The organism is Agrobacterium sp. rho-13.3 (assembly GCF_033957765.2).
Lineage (GTDB): Bacteria > Pseudomonadota > Alphaproteobacteria > Rhizobiales > Rhizobiaceae > Agrobacterium.
The window spans coordinates 132,510-157,074 of record NZ_CP192775.1 but is presented as its reverse complement, the minus strand read 5'-3'; the positions used below and the strand labels follow the sequence as shown (position 1 = coordinate 157,074).

Here is a 24,565-nt window from a genome sequence, read left to right as displayed (position 1 = left end):
TCCCGGTCAGGCACCGGATTTGGGTTTTTCATGATGACCGCCAAACGCAAACCGCATGGCCGATAGCAGCTTGTCCGCATAAAGGGACTCCCCTTGCGAATTGAACCGCTGAAACAGTGCCGACGACAAAACAGGCGTGGGCACGCCGGTATCGATGGCCGCCTTCAGCGTCCAGCGACCCTCGCCGGAATCGGAAACCCGGCCACCATAAGCCGCCAGTTCCGGGTCTTGTTTCAGGGCATCTGCCGTCAGGTCTAAAAGCCATGAGCTGATGACGCTGCCATGCCGCCATACCTCTGATACCGCCGCCATATCGATATCGAACTTGTAATATTGTGGCGTTGGCAGCGGGCTGGTTTCTGCGTCGATGTCACGCGTCTTGTTGCCCGCATTCGCGGCCTTCAGAATGTTCATGCCCTCGGCATAAGCGGCCATCATGCCGTATTCGATGCCGTTATGAACCATTTTGACGAAATGCCCGGACCCGGTCGGGCCGCAATGCAGATACCCCAGATGCGCAGTGCGCAAGCCTTCACTGGTTGCGGGTGCTTCCTCGGTATTGCCCGGTGCAAGGGTTGCAAAAATAGGATCGAGATGGCGCACCGCTTCATTCGGTCCACCGATCATCAGGCAATAACCACGGTCCAGACCCCAGACGCCGCCGCTGGTGCCGACATCGATGTAATCGATGCCTTGGGCGCGAAGCTGTTCGGCCTTGTCCACGTCGTCATGATAATAGGAATTGCCGCCATCGATGATGATGTCCCCAGCCGCCATCAGTGCCGCGACCTTATCGACATTTTCGCCGGTGATCGCAGCCGGAAGCATCAGCCAGGCGCAGGCCGGTTTCTGTAGCTTGGCAACGAAATCCTCCATCGAGGTCGCACCGATTGCGCCCTCTGAAACAAGAGCATTTACGCTTGCGGGGTTGATGTCGTAGACGACGCACTCATGGCCGCCCTTCAAAAGACGACGGACCATGTTGGCCCCCATCCTGCCCAGTCCCATCATTCCAATCTGCATGTGCTTTTCCTTCTGGTGAAGCGGATGATTGCCGGAATTCTAAAGTGCGTCTGTCGGGCTGACGGAAACAGAGAAGTCGACATTTTCCCAGTTCCCGGCCTCCGGCCAAAAGAGTGTGAAGGTAATCGTCTGTCCCGGTTGCAACGAGGCGACTGGCAAATCCAGTAGATGGATGCCGAAGCCGTTGACGCTCGTGTCCCCGTCGTGACGTGTCACCCAGCCATCGACGGTCCAGTGGACCTTTGCGGGCGCCAGCAATTCCAGCCTCAGCAGCTTGCCAGCCTGAATGGAGCGGATTTTGTTGTTGAAGCGCCATATCCGCAGCGTCGAACCGGTTTTGGCATCGATATATCTGTGCCGCCCCTGCGGTGGCATGTCGAACACGGAGCCATCGCGCAATGAACGCAGAAGTTTGATGTATTCCGAATGCGCCCAGACGAGCGGCATGGCGCTTCCCGTCGGGCCGCCTCGCAGAAGCTCCTGTTCCGGCAGATCATCTCTGTCCCAGACCTGCTCCGGTAAAAGGCCGCCTTTTCCGGCGCAGGCTTCGAATGTGGCTAACAGGCTTTTGGCAAAATCTTTGCGCCCCGCGGCCAGTTCGTAATGGGCGCGTTCACCGACCAGCAACGGCCAGGGCCGTCCTCTTCCGGTGCCGTCGAACGGGTCGCCATTGTCATGTTCGCCATAACCATCGTCGGTGTAGCGATACCAGACCGGGCCTTGCGGCAATTCGCATCGCAAATGTGCATCGATGATCTTGACCGTGTCGACAATGCGGGGATCATCCGGCGCGCGTAGCCCGAACCGCACAAGGGCAAGTGCATCGGGACTGACAATCATCTCGGCTGGCCTGTCGGTGTCGTCCGGAGGCCGGTTCTTGATGGGAACGTAGCCAAGTGAAGCGCAAGACGCTTCGGCTATATCCGGCGGCGCGATGCGGACATAATAGCCATCGACACCCAAGGAGAATGCGGGGTGGCTGCCGCGAACATATGTCCAGCGTTCGATCTGCTCATTCCAGCAATCTGCGATCTCTCGCAGATAATCTGCCATCGCAGGTTTGCTGCAAACATCAAGAATATCAGCTGCAGCAAGCAGCGCGGCGATCTCAACGGCCAGCGTGAAAGGCGAATACCCCGCATCCTCCTCCCACCTGTCTTCGCCGGTCACGGGGCCATTGCGGACGAGATAGGTTGCCGCGCGCTCTATCATCGGCAGAAAGGACAACAGCGCATCGGGTGTCAGTTTATTCTCTCGGCGCAACAGATCGGCAAGCAGGATGGGAAATCCGCACTCGTCCATCTGTATGCCATCCCAATAGGGCGTTCCGTCCAGCCATGCATTTTGCGGCCAGTGTCCATCGTCCTCCTGAATGGTGCGCAGGTAGGAGAGGATTTCAAGCGCATCGTCGCTGGCACCTGCGGCCAGAAACCCGCCTGCCGTTTCGACAAGGTCGCGTGGCCAGACGAGGTGATATCCCCCCAGTTCGTCATCGCCCTTGTCTGATCCCCAAGGGATGGAAAGGCTGGCAACGACGGGGCCGGGAAAAGCGGCGGAGCGATGTGTGGCAAGAACGGCAGTGCTGATGCGATAGATGTTCAGGCCGCTCGCAGCAACCCGGTCAAGCGGGTGCAGGTCTTGCTGCCAGCCTTTCCAAGCGGAAACATAGGTTGCCGCTGCCGCATCGAAGCCGGTCAAAAGACTGGCAAGCGCGTTATAGCCTGCCTCCTGCCAATCTTCTCCAAAGCCTAGTGAAAGGCAGGCATTGGGCTGCTGCGCCGAAAATCCGATCTGCCCGGCCAAAGATACGTTACCGTCTTCCGCTCGCACGAAGGCCGGATCGAGGACGCCGTCCGTCGAGAGCTGGCGCCAGCCATCGGAGACACCGACATATCCGGCTGAGCAAGACAGCCACGGCAGGGAGGACGCCAATGCCAAAGAAACGCCGTCGCGACCGGTCGCGAACAGCATCTGCCGTCCCTTGTAATCGCCGATCCACGCGGTGTTTCCCATGCCGCAATTAAAAAGATGCGGCGCCAGCAGTGCATAGACGCGGTAATCGCCATCAAGACCCGCCAGGGGCGTGAAGGTGATGTCCTGCAATACGCTGGGGCGGACGGGGTCTGTCAATATGCGCTTGTCGATCCGGTAGGTTCCGTCCAGCGCGGTGTTGACCATGCGGTAGGCAGGAACACCCGTGTCGAACGGCTCGATCTGATGTTCGGCATGACGTTTTTCTTCGGAGAAATAGCCACCCGGCCCGGTCACGATCAGCCCGAAATCGCGAGTGCAGGCACGGTCCAGTCGGGGGTAATATATTTCGTTCAGAATGCCGTGGCTGAGAGTGAACCAGACGCTGCTTGCCGATGTGCGGGCGGTGCCGACACCACTTTTGGCGCTTGATGTCCAGCGAGCGGGTATTCCACGCGGATAGGACGCCTCTGCATCTGCCATTCTGCTCTCCGGTTGTCTGCCGTCATGTTACAAACGGCAAAAAGCAACAACGAAACTTCTGTAGCAATTCCATATCGATGTGTTCATTCATTGTGGCGAACGCAAGTCTTTGCTTTCAGAATTCAGCAGTCACGTGTCGGGCACACGCCGAAGTGTTGGAACTTCGGGCCGTAAATCCCCTTATTATCCTTGGCGTCGCAATCGCGGGTCAGTTCGAGGAGCATTCACATGCAGGATCAGTCGACCGTTTCACCCCCAAAATCAGTACCACCGCCGCGTGATCCCCATTTGCGCGAGCTGGCCAATTGCATCCGGTTTTTATCGATGGATGCCGTTCAGCAAGCCCAAAGCGGCCATCCCGGTATGCCCATGGGCATGGCAGATATTGCAACGGTGCTGTTTTCGGAATTCATGACGTTTGATCCGCAAGACCCTCACTGGTTTGACCGGGACCGCTTCATCATTTCAAACGGTCATGGCTCAATGCTGCTTTATAGCTTGCTGTATCTGACCGGATATAAGGACATGACTCTGGATGAAATCAAGCGTTTTCGGCAGATTGAAAGCCGCACCGCTGGCCACCCGGAATATCACCACGCAACGGGTATCGAGACCACGACAGGACCGTTGGGGCAGGGGGTCGCGAACTCGGTCGGCTTTGCTTTTGCCGAAAGAATTATGAATGCTTCTTTCAATGATGATCTCGTCGATCATTACACCTATGTCTTCTTAGGCGACGGGTGCCTGATGGAAGGCATAAGTCAGGAGGCCATATCCTTTGCCGGGCACCGCAAACTCGGAAAGCTGATCGCATTCTTCGACAACAACTCGATTTCCATCGACGGTGCCACCAGCCTTTCGGAATCGGATGATCAGACAGCCCGTTTCCGCGCGTCCCACTGGCATGTCATTGAAATCGACGGCCATGACACGGATGCCATTCGGGCGGCGATCATCGAAGCCAGGAACGTGACCGACAAACCATCGCTGATTTCCTGCCGCACGATTATCGGCTTCGGTTTTCCCACCAGAGCCGGTACGCAAAAAGCCCATAGCGACGCGCCCGGCGAGGAAGAAATCGCTGGCGCACGTCGGCTGCTGAACTGGTCATCACCTCCGTTTGAAATTCCCTCACAGCTTCTCGACGACTGGCGCAAGATCGGCGCGAAGGGTCAATCCAAGCGGTTGGCATGGGAAGAGCGGCTGGCACAGACCACAGGTGCAACGGGGGAGGATTTCAAGCGTCGTGTGAAGGGTGAGCTTCCAGCCGGTTGGCATGATGCCATCACGCGTGCGAAGGCAGAACTTCTGCAAAGCGAAAAGGATATCGCCACGCGTCAGGCAAGCGGCGTAGTACTGAATCATCTGTTTGATGCCGTGCCGGAAATGCTGGGCGGTTCCGCCGATCTGACACCATCCAACAATACTAAAGCGAAGAACCAGACCGATATCGTGCCGGGCCAGTTTTCCGGCTCTTATGTCCATTACGGCGTGCGTGAACACGGTATGGCGGCCATCATGAACGGCATTGCGCTGCATGGCGGTCTCGTTCCTTACGGTGGCACGTTCCTGACGTTTTCCGATTATTGCCGCCCATCGATCCGGCTGGCGGCGATGATGGAGATCCGCACCATTTTCGTGATGACCCACGATTCCATCGGTCTTGGTGAGGATGGCCCGACCCACCAGCCAATCGAGCATCTCAGCGCGCTGCGTGCCATACCCCAGCTTGCCGTTTATCGCCCCGGCGATTCCATCGAAACGGCAGAGTGCTGGGAAAGCATTCTGGACGCGCCACATCAAGCGGCGCTGATTGCCCTGTCTCGTCAACCCATGCCGCTGGTGAGACGCGAACCGGGCACAGAAAATCTCTCAGCCAAGGGCGGATATGTCCTGCTGGATGCCGAGGGTGGCGAGCGCCAACTGACGATTTTCGCCTCTGGCTCGGAATTGCAACTTGCCGTCAAGGCACGAGATATTCTCCAGCGTGATGGGGTGCCGACGGCCGTGGTGTCCATGCCTTGCAGGCTGCTCTTCGAAAAACAGGACGCCGCATATCAGCGCTCCGTTGTTGGCGAAACGCGGGCGCGTGTGGCAGTAGAAGCCGCCGTGCAGGATTCCTGGGATCGTTATATCGGTCTGGATGGTCGGTTTGTCGGGATGCACCGGTTCGGTGCATCTGGCAAAATAGACGATGTCTATAAGAAGTTCGACATTACCACCGATGCTGTTGTGCGTGCCGCGCGTGAGGTGATTCAACAGCTGGAAACCCGCTAGTTTGACATGGAATGCATGGCCTATTCTGCCGTTAGGAAAACCAAACCAATTCTCTAGAAGGGTGTTCGTGTGCGAAAAACGGTTCTGTTGACTGTGATTGCCATCGCAGCCATGACCTTCGGGGGAACGGTATATGGCGGAACGTTGGAAGATAGCACGGTTCGCAGCAATGCGCTGGGAACCGATCTTCCGGCGATTGTCTATAAGCCTGACGGGCCGATACCAGACGGTGGATGGCCGGTCCTTTATTTGTTGCACGGACATGATGGTGATGAGAAAAGCTGGCGGGATCTGGGTGATATTCGCCAGACCCTCGACCGGCTGATTGAGACTAAGACCATCCGACCGCTGCTCGTCGTTATGCCCGGTGTTGGCAACAGTTGGTATGTCGATTCCGCCTCCGTCGGCGGTCCGGGCGATTTCGACACGGCGGTATCACATGATCTGCGCCGCCATATTGAAGCGAATTATCCCACCCGGAAAGATCGCGAAGGCCGCGCCATTGCTGGTCTTTCCATGGGTGGCTTCGGCGCACTGCATCTTGCCTATGCCCATGAGGATTTATATGGCGCGGTCGCAAGCATGTCCGGTGCGATATGGCAAAATGTCCCCGCGTCGGACTTCGACAAAACACCCAATGATCTGAAGCTCATTCAGGATAGCGCTTTCTTCCACCGCGTCGACCGTACGACGGTCACAAGCGGCATCGTGCTTCCTTCGACCGGCGACCATTTTTCCGGCTCTTTCGGCACGCCGTTCGATGCGCGCCTGTTCAATGAAAAGAACGTTTTCACGCTGGCCGCTCAGCATATCGCCGAGGAGGAAGACCTTCCAGCTACCTTCCTGACCGTTGGTGATGATGATGGATTTCATCTCTGGCGCGGAGCGGTTGCCCTGCACGACACGTTGCAGGCCAGCAATCGGGATTCCGAATTGCGGATCACCAATGGTGATCACGTCTGGTCATTGTGGAAGTCTTCGATCATCGACGTTCTGTCCTTCATCGACAGCCAGTGGGATAAGCCGGAATCTATCGCGAAGAACTAGCCCCACGCCTGACACGACATGATCCAGGAAACTCGCAAGCAAGGTCGCCGGAATTGTTCGAACATCTCATTCAGAGTTATGGCGCATTCGGTGTGTTTGTCGGTGCTGGCGTAGAGGGAGAAACTGCGGCGTTTTTGGGTGGCGTGCTGGCGCATCGGCACATTATCGCTTTTTGGCAGGTGGCGCTGGCGGCTGGCCTAGGTTCATTTGTCGCGGATCAATTCTTCTTTCTCGCAGGCCGCTGGGGAAAGAGCCTCCAGTGGGTCCAGAAGATGACGGATTCCGCGCTAATGTCCCGCGTAACAGGCCTTCTGGAAACCCATCCCACCAAATTCATCTTGGCGTTCCGTTTTATCTACGGAATGCGAACGATCAGCCCTGTCGCCATAGGCTTGTCGAACATCCCTGCAACCCGTTTTCTCATCCTCAATGGAATTGCTGCGGCTGTCTGGGGAATTACGATCCCCGCGGTCGGATATCTATTCGGCAACGCCGTTGAAGCATTGTTCGGCAGACTTCATACCCACATACACTTCTTGATAGCCGTCGGCGTATGTATCGCAATCGTGGTGATCGGCGCTGTCTTGTCGAGACATTTTATTGGTCAGTCGCAGGGTTCAGGCACTTCGCTCTTCCGCGATGCTGGACGTCATGTGACCGGGACGGACGATGAACGCAACGACAAGGACAAGGGCGAGCGCCATCATCGCGGATGATCCGGTCAACGCCATACCGACGCGGTGGGCGAGCAAATCAATTCCTTCGAGTCCCAGCGTTCCGTAAGCAGCAACGGCGACGAGGACGGCAAGACCCAAGGAATTTCCGATCTGGTGGGCAACGTTGACAACGCCCGATGCAGCGCCTGCGTTTTCTCCGGCTACACCCGCTATGCCGGATGCCGTCATTGGGCTGAGTGCCAAACCTTGGCCCAGCCCGATGAGGACCATCGGCAGACCAATGCCGGTCCAGTAGGACGAGGCTGCTGAAACGTGGGAAAGCCAGAATATACCAGAAAGGCTGAACGACAGGCCGGTTGCGAGCAAATACGCGTTTCCGTAACGCTGTGTCAGCTGCGGCACGACCATGGCGGCGGCAAAGTTAACGAGTGTCATGGGCAGGAATGCCAGCCCCGTCACGGCGGGCCGATATCCTGAGACGACCTGCATGAACTGGGTGATGAAAAAGAAAAAACCGATCATCGCGCCAATAAACAGCAGGCGTGCCGCATAGGCCGCCGAGCGCTCCCTGTTTGCAAACAGGTGGAGAGGTACGATCGGTTGCTTGGCGCGCCATTCGATCATGATGAAGATGGCCAAAAGTGCGAGGGCGAAAACCAACAGCGGGATGGTCCACGCATCGCTCCAGCCGTGGCTCGCAGACCGTATGAGGCTGTAAACAAGAGCCACCATGCCAGCGGTTGAGGTGAGGGCACCCGCGACATCGAATTGGCCTGGCTTGCGAGCCTGTTCGGGAATGTGGCGAAAGGCCGCGACGATCATGCCGATGCCGATCGGCAGGTTGATGAAAAACCCCACCCGCCACGATAACCAGTCGGCCAAAACACCACCCAGGACCAAACCTACGCTCGCCGCTATCCCTGCAACTGCGCTGTAATAGGAGATTGCGCGGGTACGTTCGTGGCTGTCGGTAAACGTCGTCTGAAGCAGCGCAAGCGTGGATGGCGCAAGGATTGCCCCGGCAAGACCCTGAATTGCGCGGGCGCTGATCAACCAATCCGATGTCTGAGCCAGACCTATGGCAACGGAGGCAGCGGTGAAGAGTGCCAATCCGACAATCAGCATCCGCCTGCGTCCAAGAATATCGCCCGCACGAGCGCCAAGCAGCAGGAAACCGCCGAATGTCAGGGTATAGGCGCTCTGAACCCAGGCAAGTTCGGGGTCTGAAAAACTGAGTTCGCTGTGGATACTCGGCAGTCCGGTGAGCACGATTGATGTGTCGAGCACAATCATCACGTAGCTGAGGAGAATGATGATCAGGATCGCCGTCTTGTTGGACGTCGGGCTGTTTGAAGACATTGGTTTGGCCTTTCTGCCCGATCAGGGCAGATATTGTTCGTCAGTGACGTGTTCCATCCAGTCAACGACCTTGCCATCCAGCGCTTCCTGAATGGCAATATGTGTCATCGCAGTTGTCGGAGATGCGCCGTGCCAATGCTTCTCGCCGGGCTCAAACCAGACAACGTCACCTGGGCGGATTTCTTCGACGGGACCGTTCTCACGCTGCACGAGGCCAAAACCCGCAGTGACGATGAGGACTTGTCCGAGCGGATGGGTATGCCATGCCGTGCGTGCGCCCGGTTCAAAGGTAACGGCGTTGCCAGCAGCGCGGGCCGTATCGCGCACAGGGAAAAGAGGATCGATTCTCACTGTTCCCGTGAACCAATCGGACGGGCCTTTGCCCGACGGTTGTGTGCCTGCGCGTTTGATGTCCATGGCTATACCTTTCTGACGTTTGCGGCGGGTGCCGCTGATCTTGTAAAGACAGATAACATTGTGGGCGTCTGTGTATTAGGCACAATAGAGCGCATGAACCTGTGAATGCGGTTCATCAATGCGAAACTCAGATGCCTGCCGACCGGCATACAAGCATTTATTGAGGAATGGGTGGCCTGATTTCATCGCTGTTGCGCAGCGCGTCCACCAAGACGGCAAAGGCCGGAGAAAGCTGGCGGCGGCTGGGATAATAGAGGTGATAGCCTGAGAATGGCGGGCACCAGTCAGATAAAACCCTGATCAAGCGCCCGTCCTCAAGCTCTTTGCGAATTTTATCCTCCATGACAAAAGCCAGTCCCGCACCGTTGCGGGCGGCTGTCAGCGCCATGCGCGAAACATTGAAGGCAAGCGGGCCATCGACCCGCACACGAAGTTCGCGCCCGTCCTTTTCGAATTCCCATGTATAAAAGCCGCCATATGTCGGCAGGCGGATATTGATACAGGCGTGCGCCGTCAAATCCTGTGGTGTCACAGGTTTAGGGTGCTGATCAAAATAAGATGGCGTGCCAACGACTGCCATCCGCATGTCCGGGCCTATTCTGACCGCAATCATATCCTTATCGACCTGTTCGCCCAACCGCACACCCGCGTCATAACGCTCGGTAACTATATCGGTCAGTCCGTTGTCGATGATGATCTCGACCTTTATGTCCGGGTAGTCCGGAAGCAAGCGTTCGACGACCGGCCAGATGACGGTTTCTGCGGCGTGTTCACCTGCGGTGATGCGAACAATACCCGCGGGTTTATCCCGAAGTTCGGTGAGTGCCGAAAGCGCGGCCTCGATTTCCTCGAAATGCGGCTTTATCGTATCCAGAAGGCGCTCGCCTGCTTCAGTCAGCGAGACGCTTCGCGTGGTTCGCGTCAACAAACGCACGCCAAGCCGTTCTTCCAGCAGACGGATCGTATGACTGAGCGCTGAGGGAGAAAGGCGCAGTCTTGCGGCAGCTTTGGTAAAACTGCGCTCGCGTGCAACGGCAAGGAAGGTGCTCAGATCGCTGATCGTATCTCTTGCCACTTTTGAATCCTATTCAATACTACATGCGTATTTTGCACTCTAATCGAAGGGTGCTGCCTGCGCTAGATGTGTCTCAAAGGTCGGAGACGACATTCCCATATGGAGACATGACCCATGAAACACCGCAGTCTCGGTAGCTTGGACGTATCTGAAATCGGCTTTGGGACGATGAGCTTTGCGTCCGTGTACGGCGCATCGCCCAGCGAAGACGAGGCCATCCGCGTTATTCGCGGTGCATACGACAACGGCGTTACATTCTTTGATACGGCAGAAGTCTATGGCCCTTTTACCAATGAAATTCTGGTTGGAAAGGCCGTGGCTCCGTTCCGCGATAAGGTTGTTATCGCCACCAAGTTCGGATGGAATATCGACCTTGAAACCGGCGAGCGACGGGCAGGGTTGAACAGCCGTCCAGATCACATCAGGCGTGCAACCGAACAGATGCTGAAACGCCTGAACATCGACACGATTGATCTGCTTTATCAGCACCGCGTCGATCCGTCTGTCCCGATCGAAGATGTGGCCGGGACTGTCAAAGACCTGATCGCTGAAGGCAAAGTAAAGCACTTCGGGCTATCCGAGGCCGCAGCAGCGACCATCCGCCGGGCACATGCCGTTCAGTCGGTTTCAGCCATTCAAAGTGAATATTCGCTTTGGACACGGGAGCCTGAACCGGAAATCCTGCCTCTCTGCGAGGAACTGGGCATCGGCTTTGTTCCATGGAGCCCGCTTGGCGCCGGGTTTCTCACGGGCAAGATCGATGCATCCACGAGCCTTGACGCAACTGACTTTCGTGCGAACGCGCCCCGCTTTACTGCATCAGCGCGCGCAGCCAATCAGGCACTTGTCGATCTTCTGGTCACCATTGCCGCCCGCAAGCAGGCAACACCGGCGCAGATCGCCATCGCGTGGCTCCTTGCGCAGAAGCCTTGGATCGTGCCTATTCCCGGCACTCGAAGACTTGATCGAGTTGAGGAAAATTTGGGTGCAGCCAACGTTGCCCTAACGGCTGCTGATCTTGGTGAAATTGAGGATGCCGCCGCGAAGATCGTTGTTGAAGGTGCGCGCCTGCCTGAAGCGTCCTTGCAGTTGGTCGACAAGTGAGCGCGGGCCAGTCATGGGTTCCTGCTCTCCGCGCCGCTAGAACTTTTCACTATGCAACGGCTGATGTTACAAAAACCAAAGGCCTTTTCAACGAAAAGGCCATGGTTTCATACTTTATGTCTGAGCGCCAGAACCGGCGCTTTGATATTTAGCGTCTGGAAGCGCCGACCACTGCGGAGTGGATGTGCGAGCGGGAGACGCCGAGGTCTTGCAATGTGCGATCGTCTAGCGCGCCAAGTTCGTTAATGGCACGGCGATTTGCGGCGTATGTTCTGATTTTCTTGAAGATGTTCATTTTTTCAGGTTCCTATTGGTTGCCCAATATATACGCAACTTCTTGCACAAATAGAATGCATAAGCTCACAGGTTAGTCATGTTGAAATTGCATAGCGAAACCCGCCTGGTTTCTGCCGTGCATTGTCAGCGCCCTATTCGGCGGGCATACGCGGAATGCTGGCCAACAGTTTTTGTGTATAGCTGTGGCGTGGTGCGGCCAGAATTTCGCGTGTTTTGCCGCTCTCAACGATCTTGCCATGCTCCAGAATAATCGTTTCTTCACAAAGTGATGCGACGAGGCCGAGATCGTGCGAAACGAGGACGAAGGTTACGTTTTGCGACAGTTCCCTCAAGAGTTCGACGATGCGAATGCGTGTCGAAAGATCAAGCGCGCTGACGACCTCATCGGCAAGGATGACGTCAGGTCGCGAGACTATCGCGCGGGCGATAGCGATACGTTGACGCTGGCCGCCGGAAAACTCGTGCGGATACCGGTCGGCCGCATCCGCTGGCAAGCCCACGGATGCCAGTGCCGATGCCACGGCGGTTTTAACATCACCCTCTATTTTCAGCGAGCGCAACGGCTCGGCAATAATGTCGAAAACGGTTTGGCGCGGATCAAGCGACGAATACGGGTCTTGAAACACCGCCTGCACGGTGCGGCGGAAGCCGCGCATGAATTGACGACTACCCGTATCCAGCAGCACGCCGTTTACGGTAATGGTGCCTTGCGATGGTCGATTGAGGCCAAGCAGCAGACGCAGCAACGTGGTTTTTCCAGAACCGGATTCCCCAACTATGCCGAGATTCATGCCTTTTCGCAGCGTCAGGCTGACATTGTCGAGCGTTTTTTGCCGGGCAGCATAACCAAAGCTCACGTCGCGGACATCGATGAGGCTCATGGCCTGATCTCCAGTGCATTATCAAAGGCACGCGCTGCGGCAACCAGACTTTGCGTGTAAGGATGAGAGGGTTGGCTGAACACGGTCGCGACCGGCCCCTGTTCCACGATTTGCCCCTGTTGCAGCACGATGACGCGGTCCACGGTGCTGGCGACGACCGGCAAATCATGGCTGATAAACAGCAGTGCCATGTTGCGCTCGCGTACGAGTTGGTGGAGCAGTTTTAGAATTTCGGCCTGTGTCGTGACGTCCAGTGCCGTGGTCGGTTCGTCGGCAATCAGCATTTTCGGTTTGCAGGCAAGCGCCATGGCGATTGCGGCGCGCTGGCGCTGACCGCCGGAAATTTCGTGTGGCCAGGAATTTGCAATGCGCTGTGGGTTGGGCAATGCGACTTGGCTGAGGAGATCAAGCACGTCTGCCGTGATCGCTTTCGTATCGACTGAGCGGTTGTCGCGTTTTGCGCGGCGTCTTACTGCCTCGCCCACCTGATTGCCAATTTTCATGAGGGGATCGAGTGCCGTCAACGGTTCTTGAAAAATCACAGCCGCAGCCGTGCCGCGCAATGGCACAAGATCACGGTCACGCGCGCCGACAACCTGTTTGCCATCAAGCAATACAGAACCGGACGCTTTCAATTCGTCGGATAGAAGCCCAATGGCCGCGAGTGCTGTCAGCGACTTGCCGGAGCCGGATTCCCCGATCAAACCAACCCGTTCTCCCGGCGCGACGGAGAAAGAGACGTTGGAAACCAGCGTCTTGGTGCCGGACTGCACGGACAATTCCTGGATATCGAGAAGCGGGTTCACTTGCGCCTCCTGCGTGTTGGATCGGCAATGTCACGCAATCCGTCGGCCAGCAGATTAATGCCGATGACAAGCGACACCAGCGCGATGCCCGGAGCGATAGCGGCGAGTGGTGCGGTGTAAACGGTTGCCTGCGCTTCTTGCAGCAGCCTTCCCCACGATGCGTTTGGCGGTGGCGCGCCGAGTCCGATGTAGGACAGCGAGGCCTCCGCAATGATTGCCAAACCGAATTGCAAGGCCAGATTGACCAACAGTGTTGGCCAGATATTCGGCAGAATATGCATCCACACGATGCCGGGCCAGGACGTGCCTGAGATGCGTGATGCGGTGATATAATCCATCCTCAAAACCCGCTTTACAAGAATGCGAGTGAGACGCGCAACGATGGCGGAGTTGGCAATGCCAATGGCAATGATCGCTGTTCCAAGGCTTGCGCCATCGCTGGAGGCGACGATCAGCATGGCGAGAAGCAGGGTGGGAAAGGCGATCAGGATATCGAGACCGGCGGCCAAGATATCGTCCAAGGTTTTTGAGGCGAACGCCGCAAGAAGCCCGATGGTGACACCAATGACGGAGCCGATGAGGACCGCGCCAATGCCCACCGTGAGAGCGATGCGCGCCCCGATGAGGATCAGCGTGAAAAGATCTCGGCCGAGACGGTCGGTGCCGGCAAAATGGAAAAGTGATGGCATTTCCAGCCGCTGACCTGACATGGCGCTGGGGTCGTATGGCGTCCAGAATATCGTGACGATGGCGGCCAGGACATGCAGGCCGACAATCAGCGCGCCAATTGTAAACGTCCATGAGCGACGCGGGCGATCCTGCGTGGGATTGATGGTCAAAGGCGTATCGGTCATGTGCTGCTTCCCGCGGCGCGGTCGCGCAGACGTGGATCGATCAGGCGCTGTGTAATGTCGGCGGCAAAGCCGACGAGGAGGACGAGCAACGTCGAGATAAACAAAACGCCTTGCACACTGGGATAGTCCCGCTGCTCGATGCCGAGAAGAAGCATCGATCCCAAACCCGGAAGCGAAAAAACGCGTTCCACGACAACTGCGCCCAAAAGCGTTGATGCAAGTTCGATACCGATAATGGAAATGACCGGAACCGAGCCATTGCGGATACCGTGGCGCACCAGCGCTTCGGGAAAGCTTGCCCCCAATGCGCGGGCGGTGCGCAGATAGTCGGAACCCAGAACATCCTGCGCGGCAGAGCGCACGTAGCGGATCAACGATGCGGACATCACGATGGAGATGGTCACGACCGGCAGTACGAGAGAATCGATGGCCGCTTCCGGTCGCAGCCAGCCCCGCGAAGGAAAACCGCCGGACGGAAACAGCCTGAGATTAACGGCAAAGACCGTGACCAGAAGTATTCCGATCCAGAAAACAGGGACGGCTATGCCGAGCTGGGAGACGACGGAGATAAGCCAGCCGTACCAGCGCTCGGATTTCACGGCGGAGATGATGCCGAGCGGCAGGGCGATGATGATGGCAATGAAAAAGGAGATCAGTGTCAGTGGTACGGTGACGGCCAACCGCTTGGCGATCTCCGGCAAAACCGGCGTATGGCTGACGAAAGAGTTGCCGAGGTCGAGGCGGGCAAGACTTGAGACGAACTGAACAAATTGTTCGGAAAGTGCCAGATCAGACCCGACCTGTCGGCGCGCCGCTTCGATTTGCGCAGCATCGGCTCCAACGGAGACAAGCGCATTCGCAGGATCGCCGGGCAACAGGCGCAGCAGCAAAAACAGCACCATAGCCGCGATCACGATTGACACCAGCAAAATTGCCAGACGGCGCAGAAGGTAGGAAAAAATGGTCGGCACCTTTCATGACGAAGACCGCCCGGTACGAAACCGGGCGGTCAGCTCTGTAGCATAGATGGCGAACTTGCCGAGGGGCAAGAGAGGAATTAATCGGCTTTCTTGATGCCAGCGGCGAAGAACTGCGAGTTCAGGCCGTTGATCGGATAACCCGTGACCGTTTTGGCCGAAACGACGATCTGCGGATAGAGGTAAATCCAGTTGCTGGCCGCATCCTCGGCAACGATCTGGTTTGCTTCCTTCAGCTTTGCCGTCTGCTCGTCGGTCGTAGCACTTGCCTCTGCCTGCTTGATCAGATCGACAACTTTCGGATTGTTGTAACCCCAATAGAAATCCGGGTTGCCGTAAAACACGATATCGCGGTGATTGACGTGCTCCTGCAATGTCGCCTGAAAATCATGCGCCTTGTAGACCTTCGAATACCACTCGTTGGCGGTGATGACGTTGATCGTTACCTTGACGCCAATCTTTGCGAGTTCGGTCTGCAAAAACTGTGCGGCGATCGGGTGCGGATCGTAATTCGGCGTATCGATCGTGAAGCTGAATCCGTTCGGATAACCTGCTTCGCTCAGAAGTGCCTTTGCGCTTTCCGGATTGTAGGCGTCGGTCTTCGTGAGGTCGATGTACCAAGGGTCCGTCGGTGGCACCATGGAGCCGATCAATGTGCCATGATCGCCCCAAACGGCCTTGAGCAGCTTGGAATCATCAACCGCGCGGGCCAGCGCCTTGCGAACCTTGACGTTATCGAAGGGTGCCACGCGGTCATTATAGGCCAGCAGCAACTTGGTCGTGGATTTGCCTTCGGTAACGGTGAAGTCTTTGTTGTCGGCGAATTGACGCAGCGAATCCGGGCTTTGAACGGAAGTGATAAGATCCACCGAGCCGGTCAGCAGTGCATTGTTGAGTGCGGTTGCTTCCGTGAAATACTGGAAAACCACTTCGCTGTTGGAAGGCTTCTGGCCCCAGTAGCCATCGAAGCGGCTGAGCGCCAAGGACGAGCCGCGACGCCATTCTTCCAAGGCGTAGGGCCCGGTGCCGTCTTCGGTCGATGTCAGGTTGGTTGCGGTGTCGCTGACGATCCAGACATAGCTGAGGTTATAGGGCAGCGAGATCGATCGCGATGCGAGCTTGATCACGACGGTTTCGTCATCCGGCGTTTCGATGCTCGTGATGGTTTTCAAGCTGTTCTTGCGGGAGCTTTTGGAATCGGCAGCGGTAACGCGCTCGATCGAAAACTTGACGTCCTTGGATGTCAATGCATCGCCGGAATGAAATTTGATACCCGGCTGTAGCTTGAACGTATAGGTCAGGCGGTCATCGCTGACCTCGTAGCTCTTGGACAGGACAGGTTCGACCGTACCGGAATCGGTCAGGCGGAAAAGCGCTTCATAGACGTTTCCGTTGAAGGCCTCATTGATGCCTTGGCCAGCACCCGCGGTGTTGTCCAGATTCTGCGGCTCGTAAAGCGAGCCGATATTGATCGTGGCGTCCGCGTCAAACGTTTGCGCGTGAGCTGTGCTGGCGGCAAGCGCGCCGAAGAAAAGCGCTGTCAGCGTGGCCGTGCGCACTTTTGCGATGCCCGTCTTTTTTGTTGCGCCCACACTGATCGTCAGACCGCTCATTTCAAAACTCCTCATTACCGACCCTGCGGCTATTTTACCGCGCCGGAGAATACCTTAGTCTCTACCGACGAGAAGGTTTAGCCAATGCCATTTTAGGCACAGTCGAGAAATGCGCTTCGCAAGATATGCTGATGTTCGGAATTTTATTCCAGCGCTGGCGCTTGGTCGCTGAGGAGGCTAAATCCTTGCAAAACCACAGGGAAAGAATCCATGAGCGATATAGACCGGACGCGTGCACAACGGCTGATGTTGGAGGCTGGTCTTGATGCGCTGGTGCTTTTCCAGCCAGAAGCATTCCGCTATGCCATCGGTGCGCCAGCGGGTGTCGCCACCATGTGGGGCAGGGCAGGAGCGGCGATTGCCGTTGTGCCTGCGGATGCGGAGTCTGGCCTTGCCGCCATTGCAAGCGACCATGCGGCCAGCACCATCCGAAAACTGGCGCCGTCGGTCAATCTTCGCACCCACCGTATCTGGATCGACATGCTGGACATCACCGGGGCTGACACCGTGGAGCAGATCAATGCGACCTATGATCGGCATGACATGGCCGGGCCAAGACCGGAAACATTTGACCGGTCTACCGCTTTTGGTCTGCTTGGCGAGGTTTTGACCGAACGTGGGCTTCATCGCGCACGGGTCGGCGTCGATCTGGAATTCATGCCTGCGGCGGATTTCGAGGCGCTAAAGACAGCGCTTCCTGATGTGACATGGGTAGATGGATCGCTGGTGCTACGCCGTTTGCGGGCAGTGAAAACCCCGCGTGAAATAGAACGCCTGCGCCGTGCCACGAATGCGGCAGAGGCGGGCCTCGTCCAACTCGCGGCGGCTGTGAAGCCGGGTGCATCTCTGCCCGAACTCTCGGCAGCTTGGCAGGCGGGGGCGCAGGCTTATGCAGCGACAAACGGCTTTTCGATGAGCAGCCATTGGGATTTCATTTCTGTTGGCGCTGATCTCTCCAACATGAATGCGGTTGCGACACGCGGCGCGCTCATCAAGGCGGATGTCGGAACATTGGTCGACGGTTATTCCTCTGATAGCGCACGCACATTCACCCACGGCCCGGCGCTGCCATTGGCACAGGATGTTTTTAAAGCGCTAGAACACGCATTCGCCGCCGGTCTGGAACAGATCAGGCCCGGCAATACATTTGGCGCGGTGCATCGAGCGACGCTGGGCTCAATGCGCAGGGATGGATTTTTGCAATATTATCGCGGCCATTTTGGTCATTCAGTCGGCGGCAGTGTTGGTATTGAAGAATGGCCGTTCTTCTCCACAAGCAATCCCGAACGCATTGAAGAGAATATGGTTCTGGCGCTTGAAACACCGTTCTACGGCAACGGGCTTGGCGCGCTTATGATCGAAGATCAATTTCTGGTGGGAGCCGGGGGCGTGGAATGCCTGAACCGGCTGCCACGCGGTCTCATTGACCTTGAGACCGCTGGCTAGTCTCAAGATAGAACCAGATGCCCCGGTGACACATCGCGGTAGTGTCGTTCGGGTGCCACATAACCCACCGGGCGTATCGGGCTTTTCAATTCTTCAATGGCGGCATTGCGGCGCAGTCCACGGCGTGCAGGGTCGGGCACTGGCACCGCTGCCATCAACTTCTTGGTATAGGCATGTTGCGGGTTGGCAAAAATCGATGCACGCGGGCCGATTTCAACGATCTCACCGAGATACATCACTGCCACGCGGTGGCTCACCCGTTCCACCACGGCCATGTCATGGCTGATGAACAGGAAGGCAATGTTGAACTGCTCCTGCAAATCAAGCAGCAGATTGCACACCTGCGCCTTGATCGACACATCCAGTGCCGACACGCTTTCATCGGCAATGATAACCTTGGGGTTAAGCGCCAATGCACGAGCAATTGCGATGCGTTGACGTTGCCCACCGGAGAACTCATGCGGATAGCGATCCATCATCGAAGCAGACAGGCCGACGCGCTCCAGCAGATCGGCCACCTTTTCCTTCGCTTCGGAAGAGGAGGCCAGACGGTGTTTGATCATCGGTTCCGCAACCGCATAGCCTACTGTCATGCGCGGGTTGAGGCTTGAGAACGGGTCTTGAAAAATCATCTGCACGCTGCGGCGCATGTTGCGCAGTGCAACCTGATCGAGCTTCAAAACGTCATAGCCATCCAGCGTGACCTGACCGCTACGCGGCTCGATCAACCGTGCAATCGAACGACCCGTCGTGGACTTTCCGCAGCCGGATTCGCCGACAAGAGACAGGGTTTCCCCTTGGAACAGATCAAAAGAGATATTTTCAACGGCATGGACCGCGCCGGTGGTGCGCCCCAGCATTCCGGATTTGATATCGAAACGAGTCACGAGGTTTTTCACCGACAGCACAGGTGTTTTGCCCCCCGCGACTGTGTCTGAAACCGCTTTTGCCTCGGAGATTTCACCGCTCGCCATATCGACGCGTGGGAAGCGCAACGGCCATTCCTGTCCATCCATGGAGCCAAGTTTCGGCACGGCCGCAAGCAAGGCACGCGTGTAGGGATGCTGGCCACGATGGAAAATATCGGCGGTATCGCCCGTTTCGACCTGATCGCCACGGAACATCACGATGGTCCGGTCGGCAATTTCGGCAACCACGCCCATGTCGTGGGTGATGAAGAGAACGGCCATGCCTTCCTCTTCCTGTAACTGTTTGATGAGGTCGAGAATCTGGCCTTGAATTGTCACATCGAGCGCCGTTGTCGGCTCGTCGGCAATCAGCAATTTTGGCTTTGACGCCAGTGCCATGGCAATCATCACGCGCTGGCGCATACCGCCGGAAAACTGGTGTGGATATTCATCGAAACGGCTCTGGGCGTTTGGAATACGCACCTTCTCCAGCAGGCGAATAGTTTCCGCCCGCGCTTGTCCCTTGTTCATGCCCTTGTGACGTGTCAGCACTTCGGAAATCTGCCGCCCAATGGTGAAGACGGGGTTGAGCGAGGTCATCGGCTCCTGAAAAATCATCGCTGCGTCGTTGCCACGAACCCCGCGCATTTCTTTTTCTGAGATGCTGAGAACATCCTGGCCGTTGAGCAGGATTTTGCCTTCGATGCGGCTTGAGCGCGGTTCCAGCAATCGCATGACGGACAGCGACGTGACACTTTTGCCCGAGCCGCTTTCACCGACGATGGCAACGGTCTCACCGGCTTTCACATCAAACGAGAGGTTACGAACGACACTTCTCCATTCGCCGTCCACCCGAAAAGAGGTGGTCAGGTTCTGAACGGACAGCACGGTTTCACGTGGCGATGGTTTCACAGTTTCGGTCATGTCTTATTCCCCGGCATCAGACTGGTTTCAGCGGCGTTGCGAAGGAAACAGATGCCGTTCCCCTCGCCAGTCGCGTGGCTTCCAGCGTTGCTATTTTTTGATCGATTTCTGTTCTGTCTCGCAGCCCATGCGGATTTTCCCGCGTCGGCAATGTTTCGGCCACATGGAGGTAACGCTCCTGCGCCACGGCATAGAGGCGGCGAAGTTCGGTGAGCGGATCGGCATGGTCATCGGTGCGGATATCCAGCCACGGATAGTCCTGCTCACGGTAGATCACCAGCGCCGCAGATTGCTTGCCGCGCTTGTCTCCGCCCGCCGCTTCACCGGCCTCCATCGCCAGCAGCAATCGTTCTGCGAATGGCATGTCCGCAGCTTCCTGATAGACGCGCATGGTCTGTTCGATCACTTGCGGTCCGGCCAGCATGTTTCCGGCAACGGACACGTTGTGCTCGACACGATGACCGGCCCAATCGATGCAGCTTTCCCCTGTGAACGCCGCATTGCGCCCTTCGGCATCGATCATATGCAGTTGGCGCTGTGCGCTTCCTTCGTCCAATGACGTCAGGCCATCGATGATGTCCTGCGGCATCTTTCCTTCGACAAGCTGTATCAATCCGTCTGTACCGTAAGTCGGATTGACGAAGGCTTGCGTGGCAATCGCGCCGATCTTGCCGCGAATGTGGGGCACCAGTGCCCCCACCGCAAAGAAGCGTGTGGCCACGGCAATTCCCAGATGGCCAGTTTCAGGGTCACGAGCAACGATGGACCATGTCATTGAGATTACCTTCCGATTGCGTAGGCTTGCATCAGGCGAGGGGTGGCGGCGGCTCTCAACAGCCCGTCGGCATCGCGCCGTGCGGCCGTCAGACGGCCAACGGTCCACGGGTCGGCTGCGGAAATGTCATGGCCGCGTGCCCTGAGTTCAGCCAGTGCCGTCTCGCCAATGCTGCTCTCGATCATCACATTGCCGGGCTGGCGGGTGCGGGGATAAAACGATCCGGGGAAGTGGCTGGTATGAAACAGCGGAAGGTCGATGGCCTGCTGCAAGTTCATGCCGAAATGCGCATAACGCAGGAAGAAGGCCAGTTGCCACTGGTCCTGCTGGTCCCCGCCTGGCGTTCCGAATGCCAGTGTCGGTTTGCCGTCGTACAGGGCAAGCGATGGTGTCAAGGTTGTGCGCGGACGTTTGCCAGGAGCGAGTGAGGTCGGCAGGCCTGGCTTCATCCAGAACATCTGTGCGCGCGAATTGAGGCAGAAACCGAGGCCCGGCACGATGGGAGAGGACTGCAACCAGCCGCCGGATGGCGTGACCGACACCATGTTGCCGTCACGGTCAATGACATCGATATGCACCGTATCGCCGCGCTTCTCGGTCAGATGCGACATGGTTGGCTCGTAGACGGCACCGATGCCGGCCATGGAGTTCAGCATATCCATGGTCAGGTCATATTGTGCCTCGAAACCCGGAATACGACCGGGACGCAGTTCCATCGAAGCCTTGTCGGTGATCAGCTTGCGGCGCTCGTCATTGTAGCCATCCGAAAGCAGGGTCTGTATCGGAATTTGCGAGAATTCCGGATCGCCGTAATAGACTTCGCGGTCGGCATAGGAAAGCTTCATGGCTTCGACGACCGTATGGACGAATTCGACGCCAGCCGGGTCCATCGCGCCGATATCGATGCCCTTCAACAAGGCCAGTGATTGCAGCAGAACAGGCCCTTGTCCCCATGATCCGGTTTTGGCAATTGTCCAGCCATGGTAATCATAGGTGGTCGGCTCTTCGATTGTCGCCGTCCAGTTCGCCATGTCATCCGCCGTCAGCACGCCCTTGTGGCGCTTGCCACTGGCATCCATGACCTCTGCGGTGTTGAGATAATCGCTGATCGCCTCGGCAACGAAACCACGGTAGAACGCATCGCGGGCGGCATCGATACCCGCTTCGCGACCGGACTTGGCTTCGGCCTCCGCGATGATGCGTTTCCATGTTTCAGCCAGAACCGGGTTCTTGAAATTCGAAAGTGGTTCAGGCGCAACGCCGCCGGGAAGCCACGTTTCATAGGATGTCGGCCATTCCTTCTGGAAGAAATCACCAAGCCCTTTGATGGTCGCGGCAACGCGGGGCAGCATCGGATGGCCGTTTTCCAGATAATAGATGGACGGCTCCAGCACATCGCGAACGGTCATCGTGCCGTAATCGCGCAACATCAGCATCCAGCCATCGAAGGCACCGGGAATGACGGTCGCAAGCAGGCCATCGCCGGGGATGAGGTCGATGCCTTCAGCGGTGTAATGTTCGATGGTGGCAGCGGCAGGTGCCGTGCCCTGCGCACAGATCACCTCGACCTTGTCTTTTTTCTTCGAGTAGATAATGGCGGGCATATCGCCGCCCGGACCATTCAGATGTGGCTCCAGAACCTGCAACACGAAGCCGGTGGCAACGGCGGCGTCAAAAGCATTGCCACCTTTTTCAAGAATGCTCATGCCCACGGCGGAAGCAATCCAGTGTGTGGATGTGACGACGCCGAACGTACCAAGAATTTCCGGGCGAGTGGTGAATGTGGTCATTACGATATCCTTTGGAATTCTTAGTTTTCGCGTGGATCAAGCGCATCGCGCAGACCGTCGCCAAGCAGATTGAAACCGATAACAACGAAGAAGATGGCAGCCCCCGGCCACATCGCCATCCACGGCGCTTGGGTCAGGAAGTTCTTGGCAACATTGAGCATCGAACCCCAGCTTGGGGCGGGCGCCTGCTGACCAAGGCCGAGGAAAGAAAGGCTGGCTTCTGCGATGATGGCGGTCGCTACTGTCAACGTTGCCTGCACGATGATGGGCGCCACGATGTTCGGCAGAATGTAACGCAGCATGATTTCGCTATGGCCCAGGCCGATGGAGCGTGCGCCTTCAATGTAATCTTCTGTTTTGACGGCCATGACCTGCGAACGGGTCAGACGGACGAAAATCGGCATCGCAGAAAGACCGATGGCGATCATCGCATTGGTAAGGCTCGGCCCCAGAAAGGCGGCAAGCGCGATTGCCATGATCAGGAACGGCATTGCCAGAAATGCTTCCGTGATGCGCGAAATCACCTGATCGACCCAACCGCCGAAGTAACCGGAGATCAGCCCGAATGGCACGCCGGTTATCACGGCGATGGCAACGGAAATGACGCCTGCCATCAGTGATGCCTGCGCGCCCCAGATCATGCGGGACAGAACATCGCGGCCGATATCGTCTGTTCCCATCCAGTGCGCCGCCGAAGGCGCTTTGCGAATGGCGCTCCAGCTTGTTGCCAGCGGGTCGGCAAGTGGCAGCAACGGCGCGGTGATGGCCAATATGGCGAAGAAGATGATGATGATCAGACCGGCAATCGCACTGCGATTGCGCTTCATCTTTTTCCACGCACGACTTTCGCGGGCAGCGGATTTGGGGATGGGAGCCACCTGTGCTGACACACTCATAGCGCTGTCCTCATACGGGGGTTGAGAAGAACGGTCACGACATCGGCCAGAAGATTCATGAGAATAAAACCGACCGCCGTGCACAGCACGACGCCCTGAACAACCGCATAATCACGATTGAACACGGCATCGACAATGAGCTTTCCGAACCCCGGAATGGTGAAAATCTGCTCGGTCAGTACTGCACCGGCCAGAAGTTCACCAAACAACAGGGCCGTCAGGGTTATCACGGGCAAAAGAGCGTTGCGGAAGGAATGGCTGAGCACGACTTCGCGTGTCGAAAGGCCTTTCGCGCGGGCTGTGCGAATGTAATCAGACTTCATGACCGACAACATCGATGATCGTGTGTGCCTCATGAGTGTCGCGGCAAGTCCTGTGCCCAGAACAAAGGACGGCATGATCATCGTTTTTAGAGATCGCACCGGATCGACAAAGATGGATTCGTAACCCGATGCTGGCAGCCAGCCGAGATTTACGGACACCAGCAGAATGAGCATGATGCCAAGCCAGAAATTGGGAATGGATAATCCAGACAGCGCGACGATGTTGGCGACATAATCGATCCACGTATTCTGTTTGACCGCTGCCAGAATACCCATCGGCACGCCGATGATGAACGCGAAGAACATCGACATGATCGCAAGCTGGATCGTGACAGGCAGTTTTTCAGCGATCAGTTCCAGAACCGGCTGATTGGTGCGCAGCGACATGCCGAAATCACCCTGAAGCACGGAGCCGAGCCAGTAGAAATACTGATACACGACCGGATCGTTCATGCGGTATTTTGCGCGCAGCAGTTCGATGACGACAGGGTCGCGTTCTTCACCGGCCATGGCGAGAATGGGATCGCCCGGCAGGAGCTTTTGCAGCGAAAAAACGAAAACGGAGATGATCAACAGTGTCGGTATCGCTACCAGCAGCCGTTTGCCAATATACATATGCATAAAGCAGGTCCTTGATAGGGC

21 protein-coding genes are annotated in these 24,565 nt (G+C 57.0%); 5 read left to right on the top strand and 16 right to left on the bottom strand.

Annotation, left to right across the window (positions count from 1 at the left end; genetic code table 11):
* Nucleotides 1–6: 6 nt before the first annotated feature.
* The gene (gnd, locus tag RMR16_RS15600) at nt 7–1,023 is read right to left on the bottom strand and encodes a phosphogluconate dehydrogenase (NAD(+)-dependent, decarboxylating) (protein ID WP_320199595.1); all 1,017 of its coding nucleotides are present in this window, start codon (nt 1,021–1,023) and stop codon (nt 7–9) included.
* A gap of 39 nt (nt 1,024–1,062) precedes the next feature.
* Nucleotides 1,063–3,477: a glucan 1,4-alpha-glucosidase gene (locus RMR16_RS15595; RefSeq protein WP_320199594.1), complete on the bottom strand. Its 2,415-nt coding sequence runs from the start codon at nt 3,475–3,477 to the stop codon at nt 1,063–1,065.
* 228 nt (nt 3,478–3,705) lie between these two features.
* Here RMR16_RS15595 and tkt point away from each other — a divergent pair, with 228 nt between their 5' ends.
* The 3 genes from tkt (at nt 3,706) to RMR16_RS15580 (ending at nt 7,517) form a co-directional block, all read left to right on the top strand.
* Nucleotides 3,706–5,754, top strand: coding sequence for a transketolase (gene tkt, locus RMR16_RS15590; protein ID WP_320199593.1), 2,049 nt, complete (start codon nt 3,706–3,708; stop codon nt 5,752–5,754).
* Nucleotides 5,755–5,865: 111 nt separating this feature from the next.
* Entirely contained in the window at nt 5,866–6,801 is a 936-nt protein-coding gene (locus RMR16_RS15585; RefSeq protein ID WP_320199847.1) for an alpha/beta hydrolase, read from the top strand.
* 53 nt (nt 6,802–6,854) lie between these two features.
* A complete protein-coding gene (locus tag RMR16_RS15580) occupies nt 6,855–7,517 on the top strand; it encodes a DedA family protein (RefSeq protein WP_432354802.1) in 663 nt (220 codons plus the stop codon).
* On the opposite strand, the gene RMR16_RS15575 is transcribed toward RMR16_RS15580, so the two are convergent.
* The 3 genes from RMR16_RS15575 to RMR16_RS15565 form a co-directional block, all read right to left on the bottom strand.
* Nucleotides 7,419–8,837: an MFS transporter gene (locus tag RMR16_RS15575; protein ID WP_320199591.1), complete on the bottom strand. Its 1,419-nt coding sequence runs from the start codon at nt 8,835–8,837 to the stop codon at nt 7,419–7,421. The genes RMR16_RS15580 and RMR16_RS15575 overlap by 99 nt on opposite strands.
* A 21-nt stretch (nt 8,838–8,858) precedes the next feature.
* On the bottom strand, nt 8,859–9,254 hold the full coding sequence (locus RMR16_RS15570; RefSeq protein WP_320199590.1) for a (R)-mandelonitrile lyase: 396 nt from the start codon (nt 9,252–9,254) through the stop codon (nt 8,859–8,861).
* A gap of 157 nt (nt 9,255–9,411) precedes the next feature.
* Complete coding sequence (locus RMR16_RS15565; protein ID WP_320199589.1) at nt 9,412–10,329, bottom strand: LysR family transcriptional regulator; 918 nt, start codon at nt 10,327–10,329, stop codon at nt 9,412–9,414.
* Between the two features lie 114 nt (nt 10,330–10,443).
* On the opposite strand from RMR16_RS15565, the gene RMR16_RS15560 reads away from it, so the two are divergent.
* Complete coding sequence (locus RMR16_RS15560) at nt 10,444–11,433, top strand: aldo/keto reductase (RefSeq protein WP_320199588.1); 990 nt, start codon at nt 10,444–10,446, stop codon at nt 11,431–11,433.
* 148 nt (nt 11,434–11,581) lie between these two features.
* Here RMR16_RS15560 and RMR16_RS15555 read toward each other — a convergent pair whose 3' ends face one another.
* The 6 genes from RMR16_RS15555 to RMR16_RS15530 all read right to left on the bottom strand — a co-directional run bounded on the left by RMR16_RS15555 (nt 11,582) and on the right by RMR16_RS15530 (nt 16,861).
* Nucleotides 11,582–11,728, bottom strand: a complete 147-nt coding sequence (locus RMR16_RS15555) for a DUF1127 domain-containing protein (RefSeq protein ID WP_320199587.1) — start codon at nt 11,726–11,728, stop codon at nt 11,582–11,584.
* A gap of 133 nt (nt 11,729–11,861) precedes the next feature.
* Nucleotides 11,862–12,611, bottom strand: a complete 750-nt coding sequence (locus RMR16_RS15550; RefSeq protein ID WP_320199586.1) for an ABC transporter ATP-binding protein — start codon at nt 12,609–12,611, stop codon at nt 11,862–11,864.
* The gene (locus RMR16_RS15545; protein ID WP_320199585.1) at nt 12,608–13,417 is read right to left on the bottom strand and encodes an ABC transporter ATP-binding protein; all 810 of its coding nucleotides are present in this window, start codon (nt 13,415–13,417) and stop codon (nt 12,608–12,610) included. The genes RMR16_RS15550 and RMR16_RS15545 overlap by 4 nt, the downstream gene beginning before the upstream one ends.
* Nucleotides 13,414–14,271 (bottom strand): ABC transporter permease, encoded by an 858-nt coding sequence (locus tag RMR16_RS15540; RefSeq protein ID WP_320199584.1) that lies wholly within the window; start codon nt 14,269–14,271, stop codon nt 13,414–13,416. The genes RMR16_RS15545 and RMR16_RS15540 overlap by 4 nt, the downstream gene beginning before the upstream one ends.
* A complete protein-coding gene (locus RMR16_RS15535) occupies nt 14,268–15,218 on the bottom strand; it encodes an ABC transporter permease (protein ID WP_432355347.1) in 951 nt (316 codons plus the stop codon). Before RMR16_RS15535 ends, RMR16_RS15540 begins: the two co-directional genes overlap by 4 nt.
* Nucleotides 15,219–15,328: 110 nt before the next feature.
* Complete coding sequence (locus RMR16_RS15530) at nt 15,329–16,861, bottom strand: ABC transporter substrate-binding protein (protein ID WP_320199582.1); 1,533 nt, start codon at nt 16,859–16,861, stop codon at nt 15,329–15,331.
* 210 nt (nt 16,862–17,071) lie between these two features.
* Here RMR16_RS15530 and RMR16_RS15525 point away from each other — a divergent pair, with 210 nt between their 5' ends.
* On the top strand, nt 17,072–18,307 hold the full coding sequence (locus RMR16_RS15525) for a Xaa-Pro peptidase family protein (protein ID WP_320199581.1): 1,236 nt from the start codon (nt 17,072–17,074) through the stop codon (nt 18,305–18,307).
* Nucleotides 18,308–18,309: 2 nt separating this feature from the next.
* On the opposite strand, the gene RMR16_RS15520 is transcribed toward RMR16_RS15525, so the two are convergent.
* From RMR16_RS15520 to RMR16_RS15500, 5 genes are read right to left on the bottom strand one after another with little or no spacing between them, the layout of a single operon-like run.
* Entirely contained in the window at nt 18,310–20,139 is a 1,830-nt protein-coding gene (locus RMR16_RS15520; RefSeq protein WP_320199580.1) for an ABC transporter ATP-binding protein, read from the bottom strand.
* 16 nt (nt 20,140–20,155) lie between these two features.
* Complete coding sequence (locus RMR16_RS15515; protein WP_320199579.1) at nt 20,156–20,914, bottom strand: DUF1028 domain-containing protein; 759 nt, start codon at nt 20,912–20,914, stop codon at nt 20,156–20,158.
* Between the two features lie 5 nt (nt 20,915–20,919).
* Nucleotides 20,920–22,704, bottom strand: a complete 1,785-nt coding sequence (locus RMR16_RS15510) for a gamma-glutamyltransferase family protein (RefSeq protein ID WP_320199578.1) — start codon at nt 22,702–22,704, stop codon at nt 20,920–20,922.
* A gap of 20 nt (nt 22,705–22,724) precedes the next feature.
* Nucleotides 22,725–23,600 (bottom strand): ABC transporter permease, encoded by an 876-nt coding sequence (locus RMR16_RS15505; protein WP_320199577.1) that lies wholly within the window; start codon nt 23,598–23,600, stop codon nt 22,725–22,727.
* Nucleotides 23,597–24,544, bottom strand: coding sequence for an ABC transporter permease (locus tag RMR16_RS15500; protein ID WP_320199576.1), 948 nt, complete (start codon nt 24,542–24,544; stop codon nt 23,597–23,599). Before RMR16_RS15500 ends, RMR16_RS15505 begins: the two co-directional genes overlap by 4 nt.
* Between the last annotated feature and the right edge of the window lie 21 nt (nt 24,545–24,565).